The organism is Citrobacter sp. RHBSTW-00671 (assembly GCF_014103415.1).
Classification (GTDB): Bacteria; Pseudomonadota; Gammaproteobacteria; order Enterobacterales; family Enterobacteriaceae; genus Citrobacter.
The window spans coordinates 2,351,004-2,368,836 of sequence record NZ_JABXPR010000001.1 but is presented as its reverse complement, the minus strand read 5'-3'; the positions used below and the strand labels follow the sequence as shown (position 1 = coordinate 2,368,836).

General features: G+C 50.5%; 16 protein-coding genes, 1 other RNA gene and 1 riboswitch. Of the genes, 7 read left to right on the top strand and 10 right to left on the bottom strand.

Annotated features, from left to right (window positions below):
- Position 1 precedes the first annotated feature (1 nt).
- A non-coding RNA gene (locus tag HV261_RS11130) (RtT sRNA) lies at positions 2-140 on the top strand.
- A 171-nt stretch (positions 141-311) separates the two neighbouring features.
- Positions 312-1,211, top strand: coding sequence for a lipid kinase YegS (gene yegS, locus HV261_RS11125; protein WP_202038299.1), 900 nt, complete (start codon positions 312-314; stop codon positions 1,209-1,211).
- Positions 1,212-1,232: 21 nt separating this feature from the next.
- Here yegS and fbaB read toward each other — a convergent pair whose 3' ends face one another.
- Positions 1,233-2,285 (bottom strand): class I fructose-bisphosphate aldolase, encoded by a 1,053-nt coding sequence (gene fbaB / locus HV261_RS11120; RefSeq protein WP_005129139.1) that lies wholly within the window; start codon positions 2,283-2,285, stop codon positions 1,233-1,235.
- 252 nt (positions 2,286-2,537) lie between these two features.
- On the opposite strand from fbaB, the gene HV261_RS11115 reads away from it, so the two are divergent.
- The 3 genes from HV261_RS11115 to HV261_RS11105 are packed head-to-tail and all read left to right on the top strand — an operon-like array spanning position 2,538 to position 5,778.
- Complete coding sequence (locus tag HV261_RS11115; RefSeq protein ID WP_202038298.1) at positions 2,538-3,815, top strand: nucleoside permease; 1,278 nt, start codon at positions 2,538-2,540, stop codon at positions 3,813-3,815.
- Positions 3,812-4,816, top strand: a complete 1,005-nt coding sequence (locus HV261_RS11110; protein WP_202038297.1) for an ADP-ribosylglycohydrolase family protein — start codon at positions 3,812-3,814, stop codon at positions 4,814-4,816. The genes HV261_RS11115 and HV261_RS11110 overlap by 4 nt, the downstream gene beginning before the upstream one ends.
- Complete coding sequence (locus HV261_RS11105; protein WP_202038296.1) at positions 4,813-5,778, top strand: carbohydrate kinase family protein; 966 nt, start codon at positions 4,813-4,815, stop codon at positions 5,776-5,778. The genes HV261_RS11110 and HV261_RS11105 overlap by 4 nt, the downstream gene beginning before the upstream one ends.
- Here HV261_RS11105 and HV261_RS11100 read toward each other — a convergent pair.
- The 3 genes from HV261_RS11100 to thiM are packed head-to-tail and all read right to left on the bottom strand — an operon-like array spanning position 5,752 to position 8,135.
- Complete coding sequence (locus HV261_RS11100) at positions 5,752-6,498, bottom strand: GntR family transcriptional regulator (protein WP_202038295.1); 747 nt, start codon at positions 6,496-6,498, stop codon at positions 5,752-5,754. The genes HV261_RS11105 and HV261_RS11100 overlap by 27 nt on opposite strands.
- Positions 6,499-6,549: 51 nt before the next feature.
- Positions 6,550-7,350 carry a bifunctional hydroxymethylpyrimidine kinase/phosphomethylpyrimidine kinase gene (thiD, locus tag HV261_RS11095; RefSeq protein WP_202038294.1) on the bottom strand — a complete coding sequence of 267 codons (801 nt, stop codon included), beginning with the start codon at positions 7,348-7,350 and terminating at the stop codon, positions 6,550-6,552.
- Positions 7,347-8,135, bottom strand: a complete 789-nt coding sequence (gene thiM, locus HV261_RS11090; protein ID WP_202038293.1) for a hydroxyethylthiazole kinase — start codon at positions 8,133-8,135, stop codon at positions 7,347-7,349. Before thiM ends, thiD begins: the two co-directional genes overlap by 4 nt.
- A 31-nt stretch (positions 8,136-8,166) precedes the next feature.
- Positions 8,167-8,263: riboswitch (TPP riboswitch) on the bottom strand.
- Positions 8,264-8,497: 234 nt separating this feature from the next.
- On the opposite strand from thiM, the gene HV261_RS11085 reads away from it, so the two are divergent.
- A complete protein-coding gene (locus HV261_RS11085; protein WP_016150637.1) occupies positions 8,498-8,830 on the top strand; it encodes an RcnB family protein in 333 nt (110 codons plus the stop codon).
- 45 nt (positions 8,831-8,875) lie between these two features.
- On the opposite strand, the gene HV261_RS11080 is transcribed toward HV261_RS11085, so the two are convergent.
- The 6 genes from HV261_RS11080 to apbC form a co-directional block, all read right to left on the bottom strand.
- Positions 8,876-9,838, bottom strand: coding sequence for a fimbrial protein (locus HV261_RS11080; protein ID WP_202038292.1), 963 nt, complete (start codon positions 9,836-9,838; stop codon positions 8,876-8,878).
- A gap of 10 nt (positions 9,839-9,848) precedes the next feature.
- The gene (locus tag HV261_RS11075) at positions 9,849-12,329 is read right to left on the bottom strand and encodes a fimbrial biogenesis outer membrane usher protein (RefSeq protein WP_202038291.1); all 2,481 of its coding nucleotides are present in this window, start codon (positions 12,327-12,329) and stop codon (positions 9,849-9,851) included.
- Between the two features lie 12 nt (positions 12,330-12,341).
- On the bottom strand, positions 12,342-13,025 hold the full coding sequence (locus tag HV261_RS11070; protein WP_202038290.1) for a fimbria/pilus periplasmic chaperone: 684 nt from the start codon (positions 13,023-13,025) through the stop codon (positions 12,342-12,344).
- A 47-nt stretch (positions 13,026-13,072) separates the two neighbouring features.
- Entirely contained in the window at positions 13,073-13,618 is a 546-nt protein-coding gene (locus HV261_RS11065) for a fimbrial protein (RefSeq protein WP_202038289.1), read from the bottom strand.
- Positions 13,619-13,895: 277 nt separating this feature from the next.
- Complete coding sequence (locus HV261_RS11060; RefSeq protein WP_202038288.1) at positions 13,896-14,177, bottom strand: DUF2574 family protein; 282 nt, start codon at positions 14,175-14,177, stop codon at positions 13,896-13,898.
- 276 nt (positions 14,178-14,453) lie between these two features.
- On the bottom strand, positions 14,454-15,563 hold the full coding sequence (apbC, locus tag HV261_RS11055; RefSeq protein ID WP_040230634.1) for an iron-sulfur cluster carrier protein ApbC: 1,110 nt from the start codon (positions 15,561-15,563) through the stop codon (positions 14,454-14,456).
- A 164-nt stretch (positions 15,564-15,727) separates the two neighbouring features.
- Here apbC and metG point away from each other — a divergent pair, with 164 nt between their 5' ends.
- Positions 15,728-17,761, top strand: coding sequence for a methionine--tRNA ligase (gene metG, locus HV261_RS11050; RefSeq protein WP_202038287.1), 2,034 nt, complete (start codon positions 15,728-15,730; stop codon positions 17,759-17,761).
- Positions 17,762-17,833: the final 72 nt, after the last annotated feature.

The window sequence follows — 17,833 nt, the reverse complement described above, 5'->3', positions numbered from 1 at the left end:
AATATTGCACACCTCCGGGGGGATGAGAAGCCCCGACCGGGGTTCGACTGCTGGCGTAGCCAGCTGGACAGACCGGGAGCATCGCGAACGGGCTGCCCCGTAGGGGCGAGCAAAGCGAGTCAATCCCCCCCTCACCGCCATATTCGAGAAAGAGCTCGTACGCAAGTACGGGCTTTTTTTTCGCATATGACCCATACAGACTATCAACCGCTCTCAGAATCCGTCGATGGGTCTTCGCTTTCAGTCAGTTCCTACGCCATAAACGCATTCCTGACATACACTAGTTAAAACGATAAAAGTGAGGCAACAGGATGATAGCATTCCCGGCCAGCTTACTGATCCTGAATGGAAAAAGTGCTGATAACCTACCCCTGCGTGACGCTATTGCTCAACTGCGCAATGAGAGTGTCGAAATCCATGTTCGCGTGACCTGGGAAAAAGGCGATGCGCAACGTTACGTTGATGAAGCGCTCCGGTTGGGCGTGGCAACGGTGATTGCCGGCGGTGGTGACGGTACCATCAACGAAGTATCCACAGCGCTGATCCACTGTCAGGGGGAGAATATTCCGGCACTCGGGATTTTGCCATTGGGAACGGCAAATGATTTTGCTACCAGCGTTGGCATTCCTGAAGCGCTGGACAAGGCATTAAAGCTGGCTATTGCCGGGAACTCGGTAGCGATTGATATGGCGCAGGTCAACGATAAAACCTGCTTTATCAATATGGCGACCGGAGGGTTCGGTACGCGGATCACCAGCGAAACACCGGAGAAACTCAAAGCCGCCCTGGGCGGTGTGTCGTACTTTATTCACGGGTTAATGCGCATGGATACGCTAAAGCCAGACAGTTGCGAAATTCGCGGCGAAAACTTTCACTGGCAGGGGGATGCGCTGGTGATTGGTATTGGCAACGGGCGTCAGGCCGGTGGCGGACAGCAACTTTGCCCGACAGCGCTCATTAACGACGGTCTGCTGCAACTGCGAATCTTTACCGGTGAGGAGCTGATTCCGGCACTGTTGTCGGCGATAACTCAGTCCGAAGGCAATCCGAATATCATTGATGGCGCATCATCATGGTTTGATATCCGTGCGCCACATGAAATTACCTTCAATCTGGATGGTGAACCGCTTAGCGGGCAAGAGTTTCATGTTGAGATCCTGCCCGCAGCCCTGCGCTGCAGATTACCACCGGGCTGCCCATTATTGCGCTAATCCGACGGTACTCTACTGACATCAGGCAATCGTGACTTTGTTATCCAGATAAACATCCTGCACGGCGTTAATCAGCTTCACGCCGTCAGCCATGGTTTTCTTGAACGCTTTACGTCCAAGAATTAATCCCATACCACCGGCACGCTTGTTAATCACCGCAGTACGCACCGCATCGCTGAGATCGGTTTCTCCGCCGGCCGCACCTCCGGAGTTAATGAGTCCGGCGCGTCCCATATAGCAGTTCGCCAGTTGATAACGCACCAGGTCAATCGGGTTATCACTGGTCAGCTTGCTATAGACACGATCGTCGGTGTAGCCGAAGTTAACCGCTTTATACCCGCCGTTATTCTCTGCCATTTTTTGTTTAACGATATCCGCGCCGATAGTCGCCGCCAGATGATTTGCCTGCCCGGTCAAATCAGCCGAAACATGATAATCCACTCCGTCTTTCTTAAACGCGGAGTTACGCAAATAGGCCCACAGGACCGTTACCATGCCCAACTCGTGGGCGCGCTCAAAGGCCGCAGAAATCTCTTCAATCTGGCGGCGCGACTCCTCTGAACCGAAATAAATAGTCGCCCCCACTGCGACCGCGCCCATATTGAACGCTTGCTCCACGCTGGCGTACAGCGTCTGGTCAAAGGTATTCGGGTAGCTGAGCGTTTCGTTATGGTTAATTTTCACCAGGAATGGAATGCGATGCGCATAACGGCGGGAAACAGACGCCAGCACGCCATAGGTTGACGCGACGCAGTTGCAGCCCGCTTCAATCGCCAGCTCAACAATATTTTTGGGATCAAAATACAGCGGGTTTGCGGCAAATGATGCCCCAGCAGAATGCTCCACCCCCTGGTCTACAGGCAGAATCGACAAATAACCGGTTCCCGCGAGCCGTCCGGTGTTGTACAGCGTCTGCATATTACGCAGCACGGCAGGTGGACGGTTATTGTCAACCATCACGCGGTCGACGTAATCATGTCCTGGCAGGTAAAGTTGGTCAGAAGGAATGGTCATACAACGATGCTGTAAAAGGTTGTCGGCATCTTTGCCAAGCAACTGCGCAATATCAGTCATAGCTATGCTCCCGTAAGTTCCGATTTGATATCGGAAGTGGATTGTCCTGACCCGCCTGGTGGCGGGCAGCAATAAGCCTGGTACTGACTACGCATTTTTTCCATCTTTAGCGCACTTTTCAGCGATTTCCGCTGGCTCGATTCAGGCATCAAAAAATGATACAGCGGTCAAATTTAGACCATAAAGGTATTTAAAAGGTATTATCAAATGGTACTATCCAGCCGTACCTTACCTGTCATGAAGGATTTAAAGATGAAAACTACAGTTAAGCTGTCGTTCATGATGTTTGTGGAGTGGTTTATCTGGGGCGCCTGGTTTGTGCCGCTTTGGCTCTGGCTGAGTAAAAGCGGCTTTACTGCCGGTGAAATTGGCTGGTCTTATGCCTGTACCGCCATTGCCGCGATCCTCTCACCGATCTTCGTCGGTTCGATCACTGACCGCTTTTTCTCTGCGCAAAAAGTACTGGCAGTGCTGATGTTTGTCGGCGCGATTTTGATGTATTTTGCCGCGCAGCAGACGACGTTCGGCGGATTCTTTCCGCTATTGCTGGCGTATTCACTCACCTATATGCCGACGATTGCACTAACCAACAGTATCGCCTTCGCCAACGTCCCGGATGTCGAACGTGATTTTCCACGCATTCGCGTAATGGGCACGATCGGCTGGATCGCATCCGGCCTGGCTTGTGGATTCTTACCGCAAATGCTCGGCTATAACGACATTTCACCGACCAACGTTCCGCTGCTCATTACCGCCGCAAGTTCCGCGTTGCTGGGTATCTTCGCTTTCTTTTTACCGGATACGCCGCCGAAAAGTACCGGCAAGATGGATTTCAAAGTCATGCTGGGCCTGGATGCACTGATCCTGCTGCGTGATAAGAACTTCCTGGTCTTTTTCTTCTGCTCTTTTCTGTTTGCCATGCCGCTGGCGTTTTACTACATCTTCGCCAACGGCTACCTGACAGAAGTTGGGATGAAAAATGCGACCGGCTGGATGACGCTGGGTCAGTTCTCTGAAATTTTCTTTATGCTGGCACTACCGTTCTTCACCAAACGCTTTGGCATTAAAAAGGTATTATTGCTTGGTCTTATCACTGCCGCGATCCGCTACGGATTTTTTGTTTACGGCGGCGCGGAAGAATATTTCACCTACGCCCTGCTATTTCTCGGCATTCTGCTACATGGCGTTAGCTACGATTTCTACTACGTTACGGCCTACATCTATGTCGATAAAAAAGCGCCGGTGCACATGCGCACCGCTGCGCAGGGGTTAATCACGCTCTGTTGTCAGGGATTCGGCAGCCTGCTCGGCTACCGCCTGGGTGGGGTGATGATGGAGAAAATGTTTGCTTATAAAGAGCCGGTTAATGGCCTCACCTTTAACTGGGCTGGCATGTGGGGATTTGGCGCGATCATGATCGCCGTTATCGCCGTGCTGTTTATGATTTTCTTTCGCGAGTCAGACAAAGAAATCACCGCTATTAAGGTGGACGACCGCGATATCGCATTGCAACAAGGGGAAGTTAAATGAAAGCAGAACGTGTTCTCGGTGCTCTTTATGGGCAGGCGTTAGGGGATGCGATGGGTATGCCGTCGGAACTGTGGCCACGAACCCGGGTAAAAGCTCACTTCGGTTGGATCGACCGTTTTTTGCCCGGTCCTGCGGAAAATAATGCCGCCTGCTATTTCAACCAGGCGGAGTTCACTGATGACACCTCCATGGCGCTGTGTCTGGCCGATGCCCTGCTCGAGTGCAACGGAGAGATTGTTCCGGACGTTATTGGCCGCAATATCCTCGCCTGGGCTGAACGTTTTGATGCTTTCAATAAAAACGTGCTGGGCCCCACCTCAAAGATTGCGCTCAACGCCATCCGCGACGGTAAGCCCGTTGCTGAGCTGGAAAACAACGGTGTCACCAATGGGGCGGCTATGCGCGTGTCGCCGTTGGGATGTCTGCTACCGACAGGCAATCTTGATGCGTTTATTGACGACATCGCGCTGGCCTCCAGCCCGACACATAAGTCTGATTTAGCGATTGCGGGCGCGGTGGTCATCGCCTGGGCGGTGTCTCGAGCTATCGACGCAAGGACATGGCCTGAGATTGTCGGCGCACTTCCCGCGATTGCTCTCCACGCTCAGCAAAAACGGATCACTACGTTTAGCGCATCGCTCGCCGCCCGCCTTGAACTGGCATTGAAAATCGTTCGCGAGGCCAACGGTGCGGAATCTGCCAGCGAGCAGCTGTATCAGGTGATTGGTGCCGGGACCAGCACCATCGAATCCGTGCCCTGCGCCATCGCGATGGTCGAACTGGCACAAACCGACCCTAACCGCTGTGCCGTACTGTGTGCGAATCTCGGCGGTGACACTGACACCATCGGGGCAATGGCAACCGCTATTTGTGGTGCGCTACACGGCGTAAGCGCGATTAATCCGACGTTAAAACAGGAACTGGATACGGTGAATAAGCTCGATTTCACCCGCTATGCCAGTGCGTTAGTGCGGCTGCGCGAGCAACGGGAGGCGCTATGAGTGCTACGCGTCTGCAAACGCTTCTCCCACAGTTGCACAGCCAGCGACCAGTAACGGTAGTCGGTGCGGCTGTTATTGATGTGATTGCCGATGCGTATGCTCTTCCCTGGCGCGGCTGTGATATTGAGCTTAAGCAACAGGGCGTGAACGTGGGCGGTTGTGCGCTCAACATTGCCGTCGCTCTAAAGCGTCTGGGCATCGAGGCCAGTAATGCCCTACCGCTGGGTCAGGGCGTGTGGGCCGATATAATCCGCAATCGTATGGCGAAAGAAGGATTGCACAGCCTGATCGACAATGCTGAGGGCGATAACGGCTGGTGTCTGGCACTGGTCGAGCCGGACGGTGAACGCACATTTATGTCCTTTAGCGGCGTCGAAAATCAGTGGAATGCTGACTGGCTGGCACAGCTGAATATCCCGCACGAGAGTTACGTCTACCTTTCCGGCTACCAGCTGGCCTCACCCTGTGGTGAATTGCTGGTGCAATGGCTGGAAGGTCTGGAAGAGGTGACGCCGTTTATCGATTTTGGCCCACGAATTGGTGATATTCCCGATGTCCTGATGGCGCGGATCATGGCCTGTCGTCCGCTGGTGTCACTTAATCGTCAGGAGGCAGAAATTGCCGCCGAACGGTTTGCATTGAGTCAGGATGTGGAAGGTTTTGGCGCAGAATGGGTGCAGCGTTTCACCGCACCGGTGGTAGTGCGTCACGATAAAGACGGCGCGTGGTATTTCAGCGCTCAGACATCCGGTTGCGTGCCCGCCTTTCCGACCACAGTCGTTGATACCATCGGTGCGGGAGACAGTCACGCTGGCGGCATGCTGGCTGGGCTGGCATCGGGTTGGTCGCTGGGCGATGCCGTCCTGCTTGGCAATGCGGTAGCCGCCTGGGTGGTGGGTCACCGCGGTGGCGACTGCGCCCCCTCACGCGAGGCGTTACTCCTCGCACACAAAGACGTATAGGTCGCTTCGACAGTAACTGATACTGTATTCAATAGGCCGTTGCTGCTGATCAAGCGCTACCTGCTTGATCACCAGTACCGGCACTTTGCTGTCCATCTGGATATGCGACTGGAACTCGGCGTCCGGCATCCGCGCACTGACGCGTGAGCGTGTGCGCTGCGGAAAGATATGTTGGCTGCGGAAATAGTCGTACAGTGAAACGCCAATGGCATCCACATCATGGATAAGATGGGTGGGTACCCATGATTCTTCAATAGACACAGCATCTTCATCAACATAGCGAATGCGCTTCAGCAAGAAGACCTCACTGCCGACAGCAATAGCCAACTGCTGAGCCACCTCTTCCGGACAGGGCACCACGCGTTTATTCACCCACAGCGTATCCGGCTTTTTACCGCGTAACACCACCTGTTGTGAAAAACCGCGCGCTTCTTTGAGCGAATACTCGAAGATGTTATTGATTTGCGTCCCGTAGCCACGCGCACGCGTCACCACCCCCTCTTCTTCCAGCGCCTGCATCGCTTTTCGCACCGTAATGCGTGAAACGCCAGTCAACTGGCTGAGGTCGCGCTCGCCAGGCAGGATATTACCATGCTCCAGGATCCCACAGCGCACAGCGTTCTTAACCGTTTGAGCAAATTTCATATACAGCGGCGTGTTGTCCGCCGCTGAAATACGTTCATTCAGTTGCGCGATAAGCTGGGTATGCGCTTGTTCCATTTATCTTTTTCCTGGCAGCCGTTTCCGCAGCCAGTATACCATTTCTGCTCATCACCACCACGCGTGGAAATGATGCACCGGGCCAATCCCCTCGCCCACTTCCAGCGTATCCGCCTGCGCCAACGCCGCAGAGAGCCACAACTTAGCCTCCTGTACCGTATCAGCCCAGTTAGCATGACGTGGACGCAGTGCCGCCAGCGCTGCCGACAGCGTACAACCCGTTCCGTGCGTATTTTTGGTTGCCACTCTTGGCGCGGTGAAACGCTGTTCGCCATCACGGGTAAAGAGCCAGTCAGGGCTTTGCGCATCATCCAGATGCCCCCCTTTCATTAATACCGCCTCACAGCCCAGCGCACTCAGCGCACGCCCCTGTTCTAACATTTCCTGCTCCGTTCGGGCATGCGATGCCCCGAGCAGCGCCGCCGCCTCCGGCAGATTAGGGGTAATAATCGACACTTGCGGTAACAGACGGGTACGCAGCGTTTCAACCGCAGAGGAAGACAACAGCGGATCGCCGCTTTTTGCCAGCATTACCGTATCCAGTACGACGTTTTGTACGCGGTGACGCTGTAAACGTTCGGCAACGGCTTCGACAATGTCGGTTTCTGCCAGCATGCCGATTTTGGTGGTATCGATGCGCACATCGCTGAACACCGAGTCCAGCTGCGCCGCCACAAAATCAGGCTCAATCCGGTAAACCGACTGTACTCCGCGCGTATTTTGCGCCACCAGTGCCGTGATGACTGAACAGCCATAAGCGCCGAGTGCCGAAAAAGTTTTTAAGTCGGCCTGAATACCTGCACCGCCGCTCGGATCGGTTCCGGCAATGGTTAAGGCGTTAATCCGTTTCATGCGTGCTCCTGGGTGTTCAGATTATAGAGGGCATCGAGAAATGCCGGGACAAAACTGCCCGGTCCGGTCGATTGTTGCGTGGCGCGTTGTCCGGCCTGTTTCATCCAGCTACAGACGGAAGCAACATTGTTCAACCGGTCTCCCTCCAGGGCGCAGCTGGCTGCGACTACCGCTGACAGTGCGCATCCGGTGCCCACGACCCGTGTCATCAACGGATCGCCACCATGAATACCCACCGTCCGCTGACCATCAGTGACGTAATCCACTTCCCCGGTAACCGCGACAATAGTTCCAACCTGGCGTGCCAGCGTTTGTGCTGCCGGAATCGCAGCCAATGCGGTGTCGGTGGTATCCACCCCACGCCCACCGGCATTCATCCCAGCCAGGGCGAGTATTTCTGACGCGTTGCCACGAATCGCAGCCGGGCGCAGCGCAAGTATGTCCAGACAAAAGCGACGACGAAAATCCAGTGCGCCAACGGCAACAGGATCCAGCGTCCAGGGGGTTTTTACCTGCTGTGCCTGCTCAACGGCGGCACGCATTGCCGTTGCTCGCGCCTGAGTCAGTGTCCCAACATTAATGAGCAGCGCCTGGGCAATAGCAGCAAACTGGCTGGCTTCCTCAGGTTCAATCACCATCGCAGGGGATGCCCCTAAAGCCAGTAGCGTATTGGCGGTAAAACTCTGCACAACGTCATTAGTCATACAGTGTGTCAGTGGGGAAAGCGTTCTAAATTGCTGTAAGGTGTGAGCCGCAAGGGTACGGCTGTGCAGGTCAGGCTGCATGGTTCAGCTCCTGCCCGCGTGAAGAAGGGACACGAGCAGTGCCAGACTTCCCTACGCTGGCATTATCCAGATCAGGTGGTACGGGTATTTCTCAGCCTTCACAAGGAAGGGCACCCCGAGTCGTTGAAACACAAATATGATATTCAGGTTTCGGCAACAGGATACTGCCTGCGCTTAACGATGTAAATTGGCGCGGAACAAGCTTTGGCGGTGAAACCGCTGGTCACGGTTGCCGGATTTCTGTACTTTCATTTACACTTTTTACGAAATAACTTGAGTAATCACAAAATAGTACTTGTCAGATATCCTGTTAGCCAGGAATCATACATGACTGATTTTGATGACCCGAAGAGGTAGAGAGAATGGGTATGAAGAATAAAATGTTGCTGGGTGCACTCCTGCTCGCGAGCAGCGTCGTCTGGGCCGCACCGACCGCAACAGCCGCCCCCACCGGTATCGATAAGTATGAGCTGAGCAGCTTTATAGCTGACTTCACCCATTTCAAGCCCGGTGACAAGGTTCCACCACTGTATCTCACCGAAGAATACACCATTAAGCAATGGAATCTGCGCAACCTGCCCGCACCGACCGCAGGCACCCACTGGACCTACATGGGCGGCGCGTACGTGCTGGTCAATGATGCTGATGCTAAGATCATTAAAGCTTACGACGGCGAGATTTTTTATCACCGGTGAAAAAAACGCACTCGTTCTTATGAGGGAGTGCGTGTTCCAGTCCACTTACTGATAATCAACACTTAAAATAACTTTACTGGAAACCAAACCAGGGGTCGGTCTTTCATTGTTCATCAATGTATATTCGGCTGATAACGGAAAGATATATTTATCGCTTATAGCAGATAATTTAGCAACAGTTAACAATGAATCCCCTTTACTTAAACTTGTCGTGCCTGATCCATTAAAAATTTTAAACCCGACATTTTTACTACCATTTTGTATGGAGTTAACTAATTTTTCTCCTTCAGCATCCCAGTCGCCGGATGAAAGCTTAACCACCACTGGATTACTGGCGATGTTATGAACGCCATCACATGCAAGTTCTATATTGGTAAGAGAACTTCTTTTCTTTTCACCGGATATTAACTCCTGAGCTGTAATATTCTCCATGTTTATTTCATAAGATGGAGAAACAAACTCACACGTCGTTTTCTTATTAATAACAGTGACATTTAAATTCACATAAAACTGGCTGGCATCACTCCCCCATATACACCCGCCAAAAAGCTTAAAACATTGTTGAGAGGATACAGTAAAAGCTTTATCTATTATAAACGAATTGTTTTCAAAGATCTTCACCGCTCCCCCTCCATTTTTTATATAATCAAAACCGAGAGTGATTGGCTTGTTTATAGTGCTGACGTTTTTGTCCCCTCTGCCAACATTCACAGGAAAACTTGTGGATGTTCCTTTTATAGAAAATTTCAAACCACTACTCGCGCCTAAGGAATATATATTGCCAGAAATGTTATCAGTAAAATACATTTTATCGTTAGACAATACGCAAGAAAAATTTTTTGTAAATGCCAGATTCTGTTCCTGAGAAACAGAGAGTAACTTATTGCTCAAATCAAATGTGGCATCCAAAGTGATGGTATCACTATTTTTACCATCGCCATCAATCCTGCAGGCACTTTGTGCTACAAATGAAACAAATAACAAAAACATAAAGAGTAGATTTTTCACTATTCACACCTCACCGACAAATATAAACTTTACTTTCATCAATCGTTTTGCCGAAAGTGATTGAGCATGAAAGTCCCTGTTGTTTATTGACCGCCACTTTTATCTCTGATGGCACTTCATTGGTGCGAATAAAGAGCTGACTCCCCTGGCCTACCACGCCGATATTGTGCCCGTGGCTATCTTCGATTTCGTAACCAAACGTCAGTGGTGAACCATCAGGGCGCTGCGCCCGGATATACCAGGGTTTACGTTGGTCGGTATCAAACATTGCCAGCACAACCGCTCCCCGGTACGGCGCTGCGCTACGGCGATTACCTTGCAGGTCGGTTTCACTCTTGGCATTAGACACATCCAACGTCAAGTGGTTTTCACGATAAGGCGTTAAGCCGTCGTAGACCACCACGCCATTGCGGTTGGTGGTACGGTATTTCTGCCCATTCACATATGCCCCTTCCAGACCCGGCGCATGCATCACGGCAAACGTTTCTGATAGCCGATTGGCTAAATTCACGCCCCCAGACCAGGCCACCAGCCCCCCGGAAATACCGCCGCCAGTTTGTGTATATTTAGACGACTGGCTGTAGCTGCCATTAAGCGTCGCAACTGGCGCATTCCACGTCAGATTGCCGCCTGCCGTTGTTTCGCTACCCTGCCGTTGATGACTGAGATTCACCCCATAGTTAAACTGATCGCGACTGCCTGCGGTGCCGGAAAGCCCGGTATTGTTGGATGCAAAGCCATCGTCATCAAAGGTCGTTGAGTTAGATACATACAAATGTCTGCGTGGACTGCTAATATCATCACCCCAGTCAAACGGAATAGAGATAAAGACGTTAAAACGTTTATCTTCATGATGATCTTCATCGTAAGTCTGGCTGGCGGAAAAGGTATAGCTAATCCGTTGCCAGCTATTGGAATAGCTCACCTGATAGTCTTTACTGTTACCGCTCCGCCCCCAGTAATCACGCCACAGCGTGCTCAGTGATACCGAGCCCCAGCCTTGAGGCAAGGACTGGCTGACGTTAGCCGAAAAGCTGTTTTTACGACCAAAATCATTCTGGTAATAATCCGCGATGTCATACACATCATTTTCATCGCGATGATAGTTGTTCTTATTGTTTGCCCAGACATGATCGTTAAACGTGCGATAATCCCGTGATGAGTAGCGATACGCCGCCAGGCCAAAACGCGTGGCGGTTTGCGTCAAATACTTGTTATAAGCAATCTGGTAACTTTGCCCGTCAAACACATCGCCATTATCCTGTTTGCTGTGCGATTGTGTCGCATCGACGGAAATCGCACCGATACGCGTATTCCAGCCAGTACCAAGCGTAAACGCATTGTAGTTATCTGCCAGCATGGTGCCGCCATACAGCGTTAACAGATTATTCAGCCCGTATTGGTAGCTCATTTGTGCAAAGTCGGTCTGATTACTGGCGCCTTCGATATGGCTACGTCCAGCGGCAAAATCATATTTTGACACGCCGGGTTGCAACATATTGGGCACCGCAGCATAGGGCACCAGATAGGTTGTTACCGATCCGTCAGCCTCTTTAATGCTAACGTCAAGATCCGCGCCGCCGCCAGCAAGCTGTAAATCGGCAATGGAGAACGGGCCTGGCGGGACTTCTTTCTGATAAACGACAAAGCCGTTCTGTTCGATGGTGACCAGTGCGTTGCTTTGCGCAATCCCCTGAACCAGCGGCGTAAAATTCTGCTTTGAGTTCGGCAGCATCTGCATATCACGATACAACCGTACGCCCCGAAAACGTACCGCGTCAAAAATATCTGATGAGGTATACATATCCCCGGCACGCAGCGTGCCCAGAATTTGCGGGATGCCACGTTCCAGATACAGGGTATTACTTTTCCATTCACCGCTGCTGTCATCAGTTTTGTTATAGCTGGCATCGGAATGCAACTGCCAGCCCAGCAGATTTAACCCACTGGTAAAACGAGCATAGGTACTTTTACTGTTACCAGAATCCTTATAGTCGCTGTAATACTGGCTGGCATAGTACGAGGTATAGAAGGCATTGACGCCGCGATCCCAGTTCTCAGGAGGAACATACCCTTGCTCAAGTTCGTCGACAAACGCCTGCGGTACGCTGAGATCAAGACGAAACGTGCCGATATTCCAGGCATAACTGCCCCCTTGCACCGCCTGCTTCAAGGTTGGGCATTCATTCAGCTTGTCTAACGCCTGTACATTTATCCCCAGACGCGTTAATGCGTCACGGGATAAACAAGTGTCATCCGGATTATCCTTAACGGTTATTTCATACTTACCACGCCACTGCTTATTGACGTAGATATCAATATCATATTGGCCTGGCAGTGGTTGATTATCATCGAGGCGAAAATTTGAGACCTTTTCGCCTTTCATACCGCCCATCATAAAGTGGGTGTCAAACGTCTCTTCTGCGGCCTGGGCGTCAATGCCAACCAACAACAGCAGTATTGCCGAAGCAAGCGGAGTCATCCTTAACATAATCAGCTCCTGTTATTTTAGGCTGACGTTATCGCTAATATAATTGCCGTGATCATCAATAATGGTCAATTTATACTGACTGGCGTTGATATTCTTCAATGCCACTTTTTCACTGGAGAGCGGAGCAAGCATAATACTTTCATTGTTGATTTTGACATTATTAGCTTTAACTTCTGTCACCGTAACCCAGTTAGCAGCATCATTTCTAATAGAATAACCATTACCACTGCGTGTTAACGACAGTTTATGGAAAGTATTTTTATTAACGGCCGCTATACCTTTAGGTCGATAGAATAGTTTAATCCGATTTTGCATGGCGAATTTGAGTACATTTTTACCGGTACTGTCAGGATTGTTCGGCGGAATATCCAGTACATTAAGATAAAACAAACTTTCTTTGTTATTTGGCAACATACTCGGCATTTTTTTAATTTTCAACTGCTGACCAGAGTCCGCAGCTATCTTAGCCACCGGAGGAGTCAGCATAAATGGTACGTGAATTTTTTCCGGTGGCAATGAGCTGTCACCATCATCAATCCATGACTGTACCAGTGCAGAGCGTTCACCCTGGTTCATCAATTGTACCAGGACTTCTTTCTTTTCTGCTGGGTAAATAACACGAGTGCCATAGATCACGACTCCAGCATGCCCAGAAAAAGAGTATATCGCGAGCATTGAGATAAATATTCGTTTCATACTGTGCCATCCAAAATAATGCCGGTAATAATTACCGGCAAAATAATTTATTCAGCCGAAACAGAAAAAATGACTGTGGCGCTAAGTTGACCATTTTTAACCGGATCTAAATTCAATCGAGAATAGTCAGCATCAAAATTCAAATCATAGATCTCACCGCTACTCGTCAGCGTCTTATTTAAAGATGCAATATCAACAACACCGGTGTTATCAATATGCTTACCGTCCATTTTAAGTTTAAAACCAACGTTAGTATCCGCCCCATCTGTTGGTATAATAATGCCGTTATCGCCAAAAGTTACATTTGTGATGTTTATACTTTTTAATTGTGTGCTCCCAGGGCAAATTATTTTCATATTTGTTGTTTTCGTGGCATTGCCTTCAACCTCCTCCCCCACAGTCTTATTAGCGAAAAGTGACGCATCAACGGTTTTCAATTGAAGAGTTTCAGAATCTTTGCCGCCATCAAAATAGCAAGAGGACCCTGTAACTTCTCCATTAATAATTAACGTCCCTTCTTCCCCAGCAGCAAAAGCCCCGGCACTCATAAACACAGCAGACAGCACAGTAGCAGAAATAATTGAGCGTTTCATAATATCTTCCTTAATAAAGTAATTTCTATTTATTACCAGGGGTCGGCCCTTGAAATTAAATTCGCACAGCATAAACGTTACCGCAATGTAAACATGTTGTTTCTTTGATTTAAAACAAGTTACAAATATCAATATAATTGCAACAAATGAATATCATAGATATTATTATCGACTTTAATAAATTAACGTAATTAATCGTTAGATATCATTATTCAGGCCAAAAAAAAGCCCCCATCTCTCATTAAAATGATGGGGGCCTACTATGCAGTACGCTTTTTTAATCGTAGCGATTTAATACTATCTGTCGCGAAGAATCCCCAGGAACAGCGACGATACGGGTCAAAACGCCTTGTGCTGGAGCAGTCATCACATTGTTGATATCTGCACTATGCACAGTCTGACCACACCGCTGTTGCACAGTACTATCCACGACATCAGTGCTACAGGTGGGTTCAACTATCTTGCCGGTAATGGTCAAGGTCGCGGTATCAGAAGCAAAAGCAGACGTGCTAATTCCATAAGCCAGTGTGATAATTCCCAAGAATAAACTAATTTTCATGTGTTCATTATTCCTGTAATGGGTCAGAAACAGCATGCAAGCTGCTTGTCCGTTGAATTATGAGATAACTTCCCTGCTAAAACCAATTGAAATTGTAGATTAATGAGATTGGTATGATCAATTTGAATGATGCATTAAGAGGAATTATTCGGAAAAGGACAGGAATTATAGTGGCATGATGAATAATATTGGGCAGTTTGTTCACTCCATATATTCACCGTATCAATATATCATTAATACGGTGAATACGTACAACACCTTTCGCATCAGAAAAAATTACACCGCGCGGAAGGCAATTTCCCCTGGAATAACCTCTCCCTGCCAGTAGAGCTGGGCGGCGACACGGCCGGCCAGATCGCGGTAAATCGCGGTGAATTCACTGTCAGGACGACTGATAACCGTCGGCATACCGCGGTCGAGATCTTCACGCAAGGAAATATGCAGCGGCATCTGTCCCAGCAGTTGGGTGTGATATTGCTCAGCCAGCTTTTGTGCGCCACCCGTGCCGAAAATCGGTTCATGATGACCGCAGTTGCTGCAAATATGCATGCTCATATTTTCAACAATGCCCAGCACCGGTACTTCCACTTTTTCGAACATCACGATGCCTTTTTTCGCATCGATAAGCGCAATGTCCTGCGGCGTGGTGACCACTACCGCGCCCGTTACCGGGATGTTCTGCGCCAGCGTCAGCTGAATGTCACCGGTGCCCGGCGGCATATCCAGAACCAGATAATCAAGATCCGGCCATAAGGTCTCTTGCAGCATTTGTAACAACGCCTTGCTGGCCATTGGTCCACGCCACACCATCGCATTGTCATCAGTTACCAGATACCCAATGGAATTGGTTGCCAGGCCATGAGACATAATCGGCGCCATATGGGTGCCATCTGGCGAGGTTGGACGCTGATTTTCCGCACCGAGCATGGTCGGAATGGACGGACCATAAATGTCGGCGTCCAGAATACCTACTTTCGCGCCTTCGGCTGCCAGCGCCAGTGCCAGGTTCACCGCAGTGGAGGATTTACCCACACCACCTTTGCCGGAACTCACGGCAATGATGTTTTTCACACCATTAATACCCGGCTGGTTTTTCACACGCTTCAGCGTCGCAATGTTATGCGACAGCTTCCAGTCAATGGCTTTAGCACCGGTAATACGCAGTAAATCGGCACTGCATTGCTCTTTTAATGCCTCAAACGCGCTGTGCCAGACGAATGGCATGACCAGCTCAACGTGCAACGTGTCGTCCATCCAGGCGACATGATGCAACGCTTTCAGCGTTGTCAGATTATGCTTCAGGGTTGAATGCTGAAAATTCGCCAGCGTCCCAGCGACCATGGCGCGCAGGGTTTCTGGTGATTTGGCCTGGGATTGTGCGTTCATCCCGACTCCTTTTTGTTGTTCTGAAAATACAATAGTCACCAGGTAGTTTACTCCAACCGCAACAATTATTCATTTACGGATAAATGCCCTTATCGCTTGGCGCAGTAATTACCATTTTGGTACTATCAAAGCCCTTTTCACTACAAAAGAAGTAATTGCCCACTATGACTCAAGTCGCGAAGAAAATTCTGGTAACGTGCGCGCTGCCGTACGCCAACGGCTCAATCCACCTCGGCCATATGCTGGAGCACATCCAGGCTGATGTCTGGGTCCGTTACCAGCGAATGCGCGGCCACCAGGTTAACTTCATCTGCGCGGACGACGCACACGGTACGCCAATCATGCTGAAAGCACAGCAGCTTGGGATCACGCCAGAGCAGATGATCGGTGAAATGAGTCAGGAGCATCAGACTGATTTTGCAGGTTTTGATATCAGCTATGACAACTACCACTCAACGCACAGCGAAGAGAACCGTGAACTGTCTGAACTGATTTACACGCGCCTGAAGGAGAACGGTTTTATTAAGAACCGTACAATCTCCCAGCTTTACGATCCGGAAAAAGGCATGTTCCTGCCGGACCGTTTCGTTAAAGGCACCTGCCCGAAATGTAAGTCTCCGGACCAGTACGGCGATAACTGTGAAGTGTGCGGCGCAACCTACAGCCCGACCGAACTTATCGAGCCGAAATCCGTCGTGTCTGGCGCAACGCCGGTGATGCGTGACTCCGAACACTTCTTCTTTGATCTGCCGTCATTCAGCGAAATGTTGCAGGCGTGGACGCGCAGCGGCGCGTTACAGGAGCAGGTCGCCAACAAAATGCAGGAATGGTTCGAATCCGGCCTGCAACAGTGGGATATTTCCCGCGATTCCCCGTACTTCGGTTTTGAAATCCCGAATGCGCCTGGCAAGTACTTCTATGTCTGGCTGGACGCGCCAATTGGCTATATGGGCTCGTTCAAAAACCTGTGCGATAAGCGCGGTGACACCACAAGCTTTGATGAATACTGGAAGAAAGATTCCGACGCCGAGCTGTATCACTTCATCGGTAAGGATATCGTCTACTTCCACAGCCTGTTCTGGCCAGCCATGCTGGAAGGCAGCAACTTCCGTAAACCGACCAACCTGTTTGTACACGGTTATGTGACGGTGAACGGCGCGAAGATGTCCAAATCACGTGGCACCTTCATTAAGGCCAGCACCTGGCTGAAGCACTTCGATGCCGACAGCCTGCGCTACTACTACACCGCGAAGCTCTCTTCACGTATTGATGACATCGACCTGAACCTGGAAGACTTTGTCCAGCGCGTTAACGCCGATATCGTCAACAAAGTAGTCAACCTGGCGTCCCGTAACGCAGGCTTTATCAGCAAGCGTTTTGACGGCGTTCTGGCGAATGAACTGGCCGACACGGCGCTGTATAAAACCTTCACCGACGCCGCAACAGTAATTGGCGAAGCATGGGAAAGCCGTGAATTCGGTAAAGCTATCCGTGAAATCATGGCGCTGGCCGACGTGGCGAACCGCTATGTTGACGAACAGGCACCATGGGTAGTGGCGAAACAGGAAGGCCGTGACGCCGACCTGCAGGCGATCTGCTCCATGGGTATCAACCTGTTCCGCGTGCTGATGACCTACCTGAAGCCGGTTCTGCCAACGCTTGCTGAACGTGTGGAAGCTTTCCTGAACAGCGACCTGTCCTGGGATGCCATCCAGCAACCGCTACTCGGTCACAAGGTCAACACCTTTAAGGCGCTCTACAACCGTATCGACATGAAACAGGTTGAAGCACTGGTGGAAGCGTCGAAAGAAGAAGTGAAAGCCGCAGCCGCACCGGTGACCGGCCCGCTGGCGGATGACCCTATCCAGGACACCATCACCTTTGACGATTTCGCCAAAGTTGATCTGCGCGTGGCGCTGATTGAAAACGCCGAGTTCGTGGAAGGTTCCGACAAACTGCTGCGTCTGACGTTGGATCTCGGTGGTGAGAAGCGTAACGTCTTCTCCGGTATTCGCTCTGCCTATCCGGACCCGCAAGCCCTGATTGGCCGCCAGACCATTATGGTGGCGAACCTGGCTCCACGTAAGATGCGCTTCGGTATCTCTGAAGGGATGGTGATGGCAGCAGGCCCTGGCGGGAAAGATATCTTCCTGCTAAGTCCTGACAACGGCGCCAAACCTGGCCAACAGGTGAAGTAATCCTCACATCAAGCGCTGCAACTGCAGCGCTTTTTTTTGATAACCCGTGTTACCTATACCCTAAATTAATTC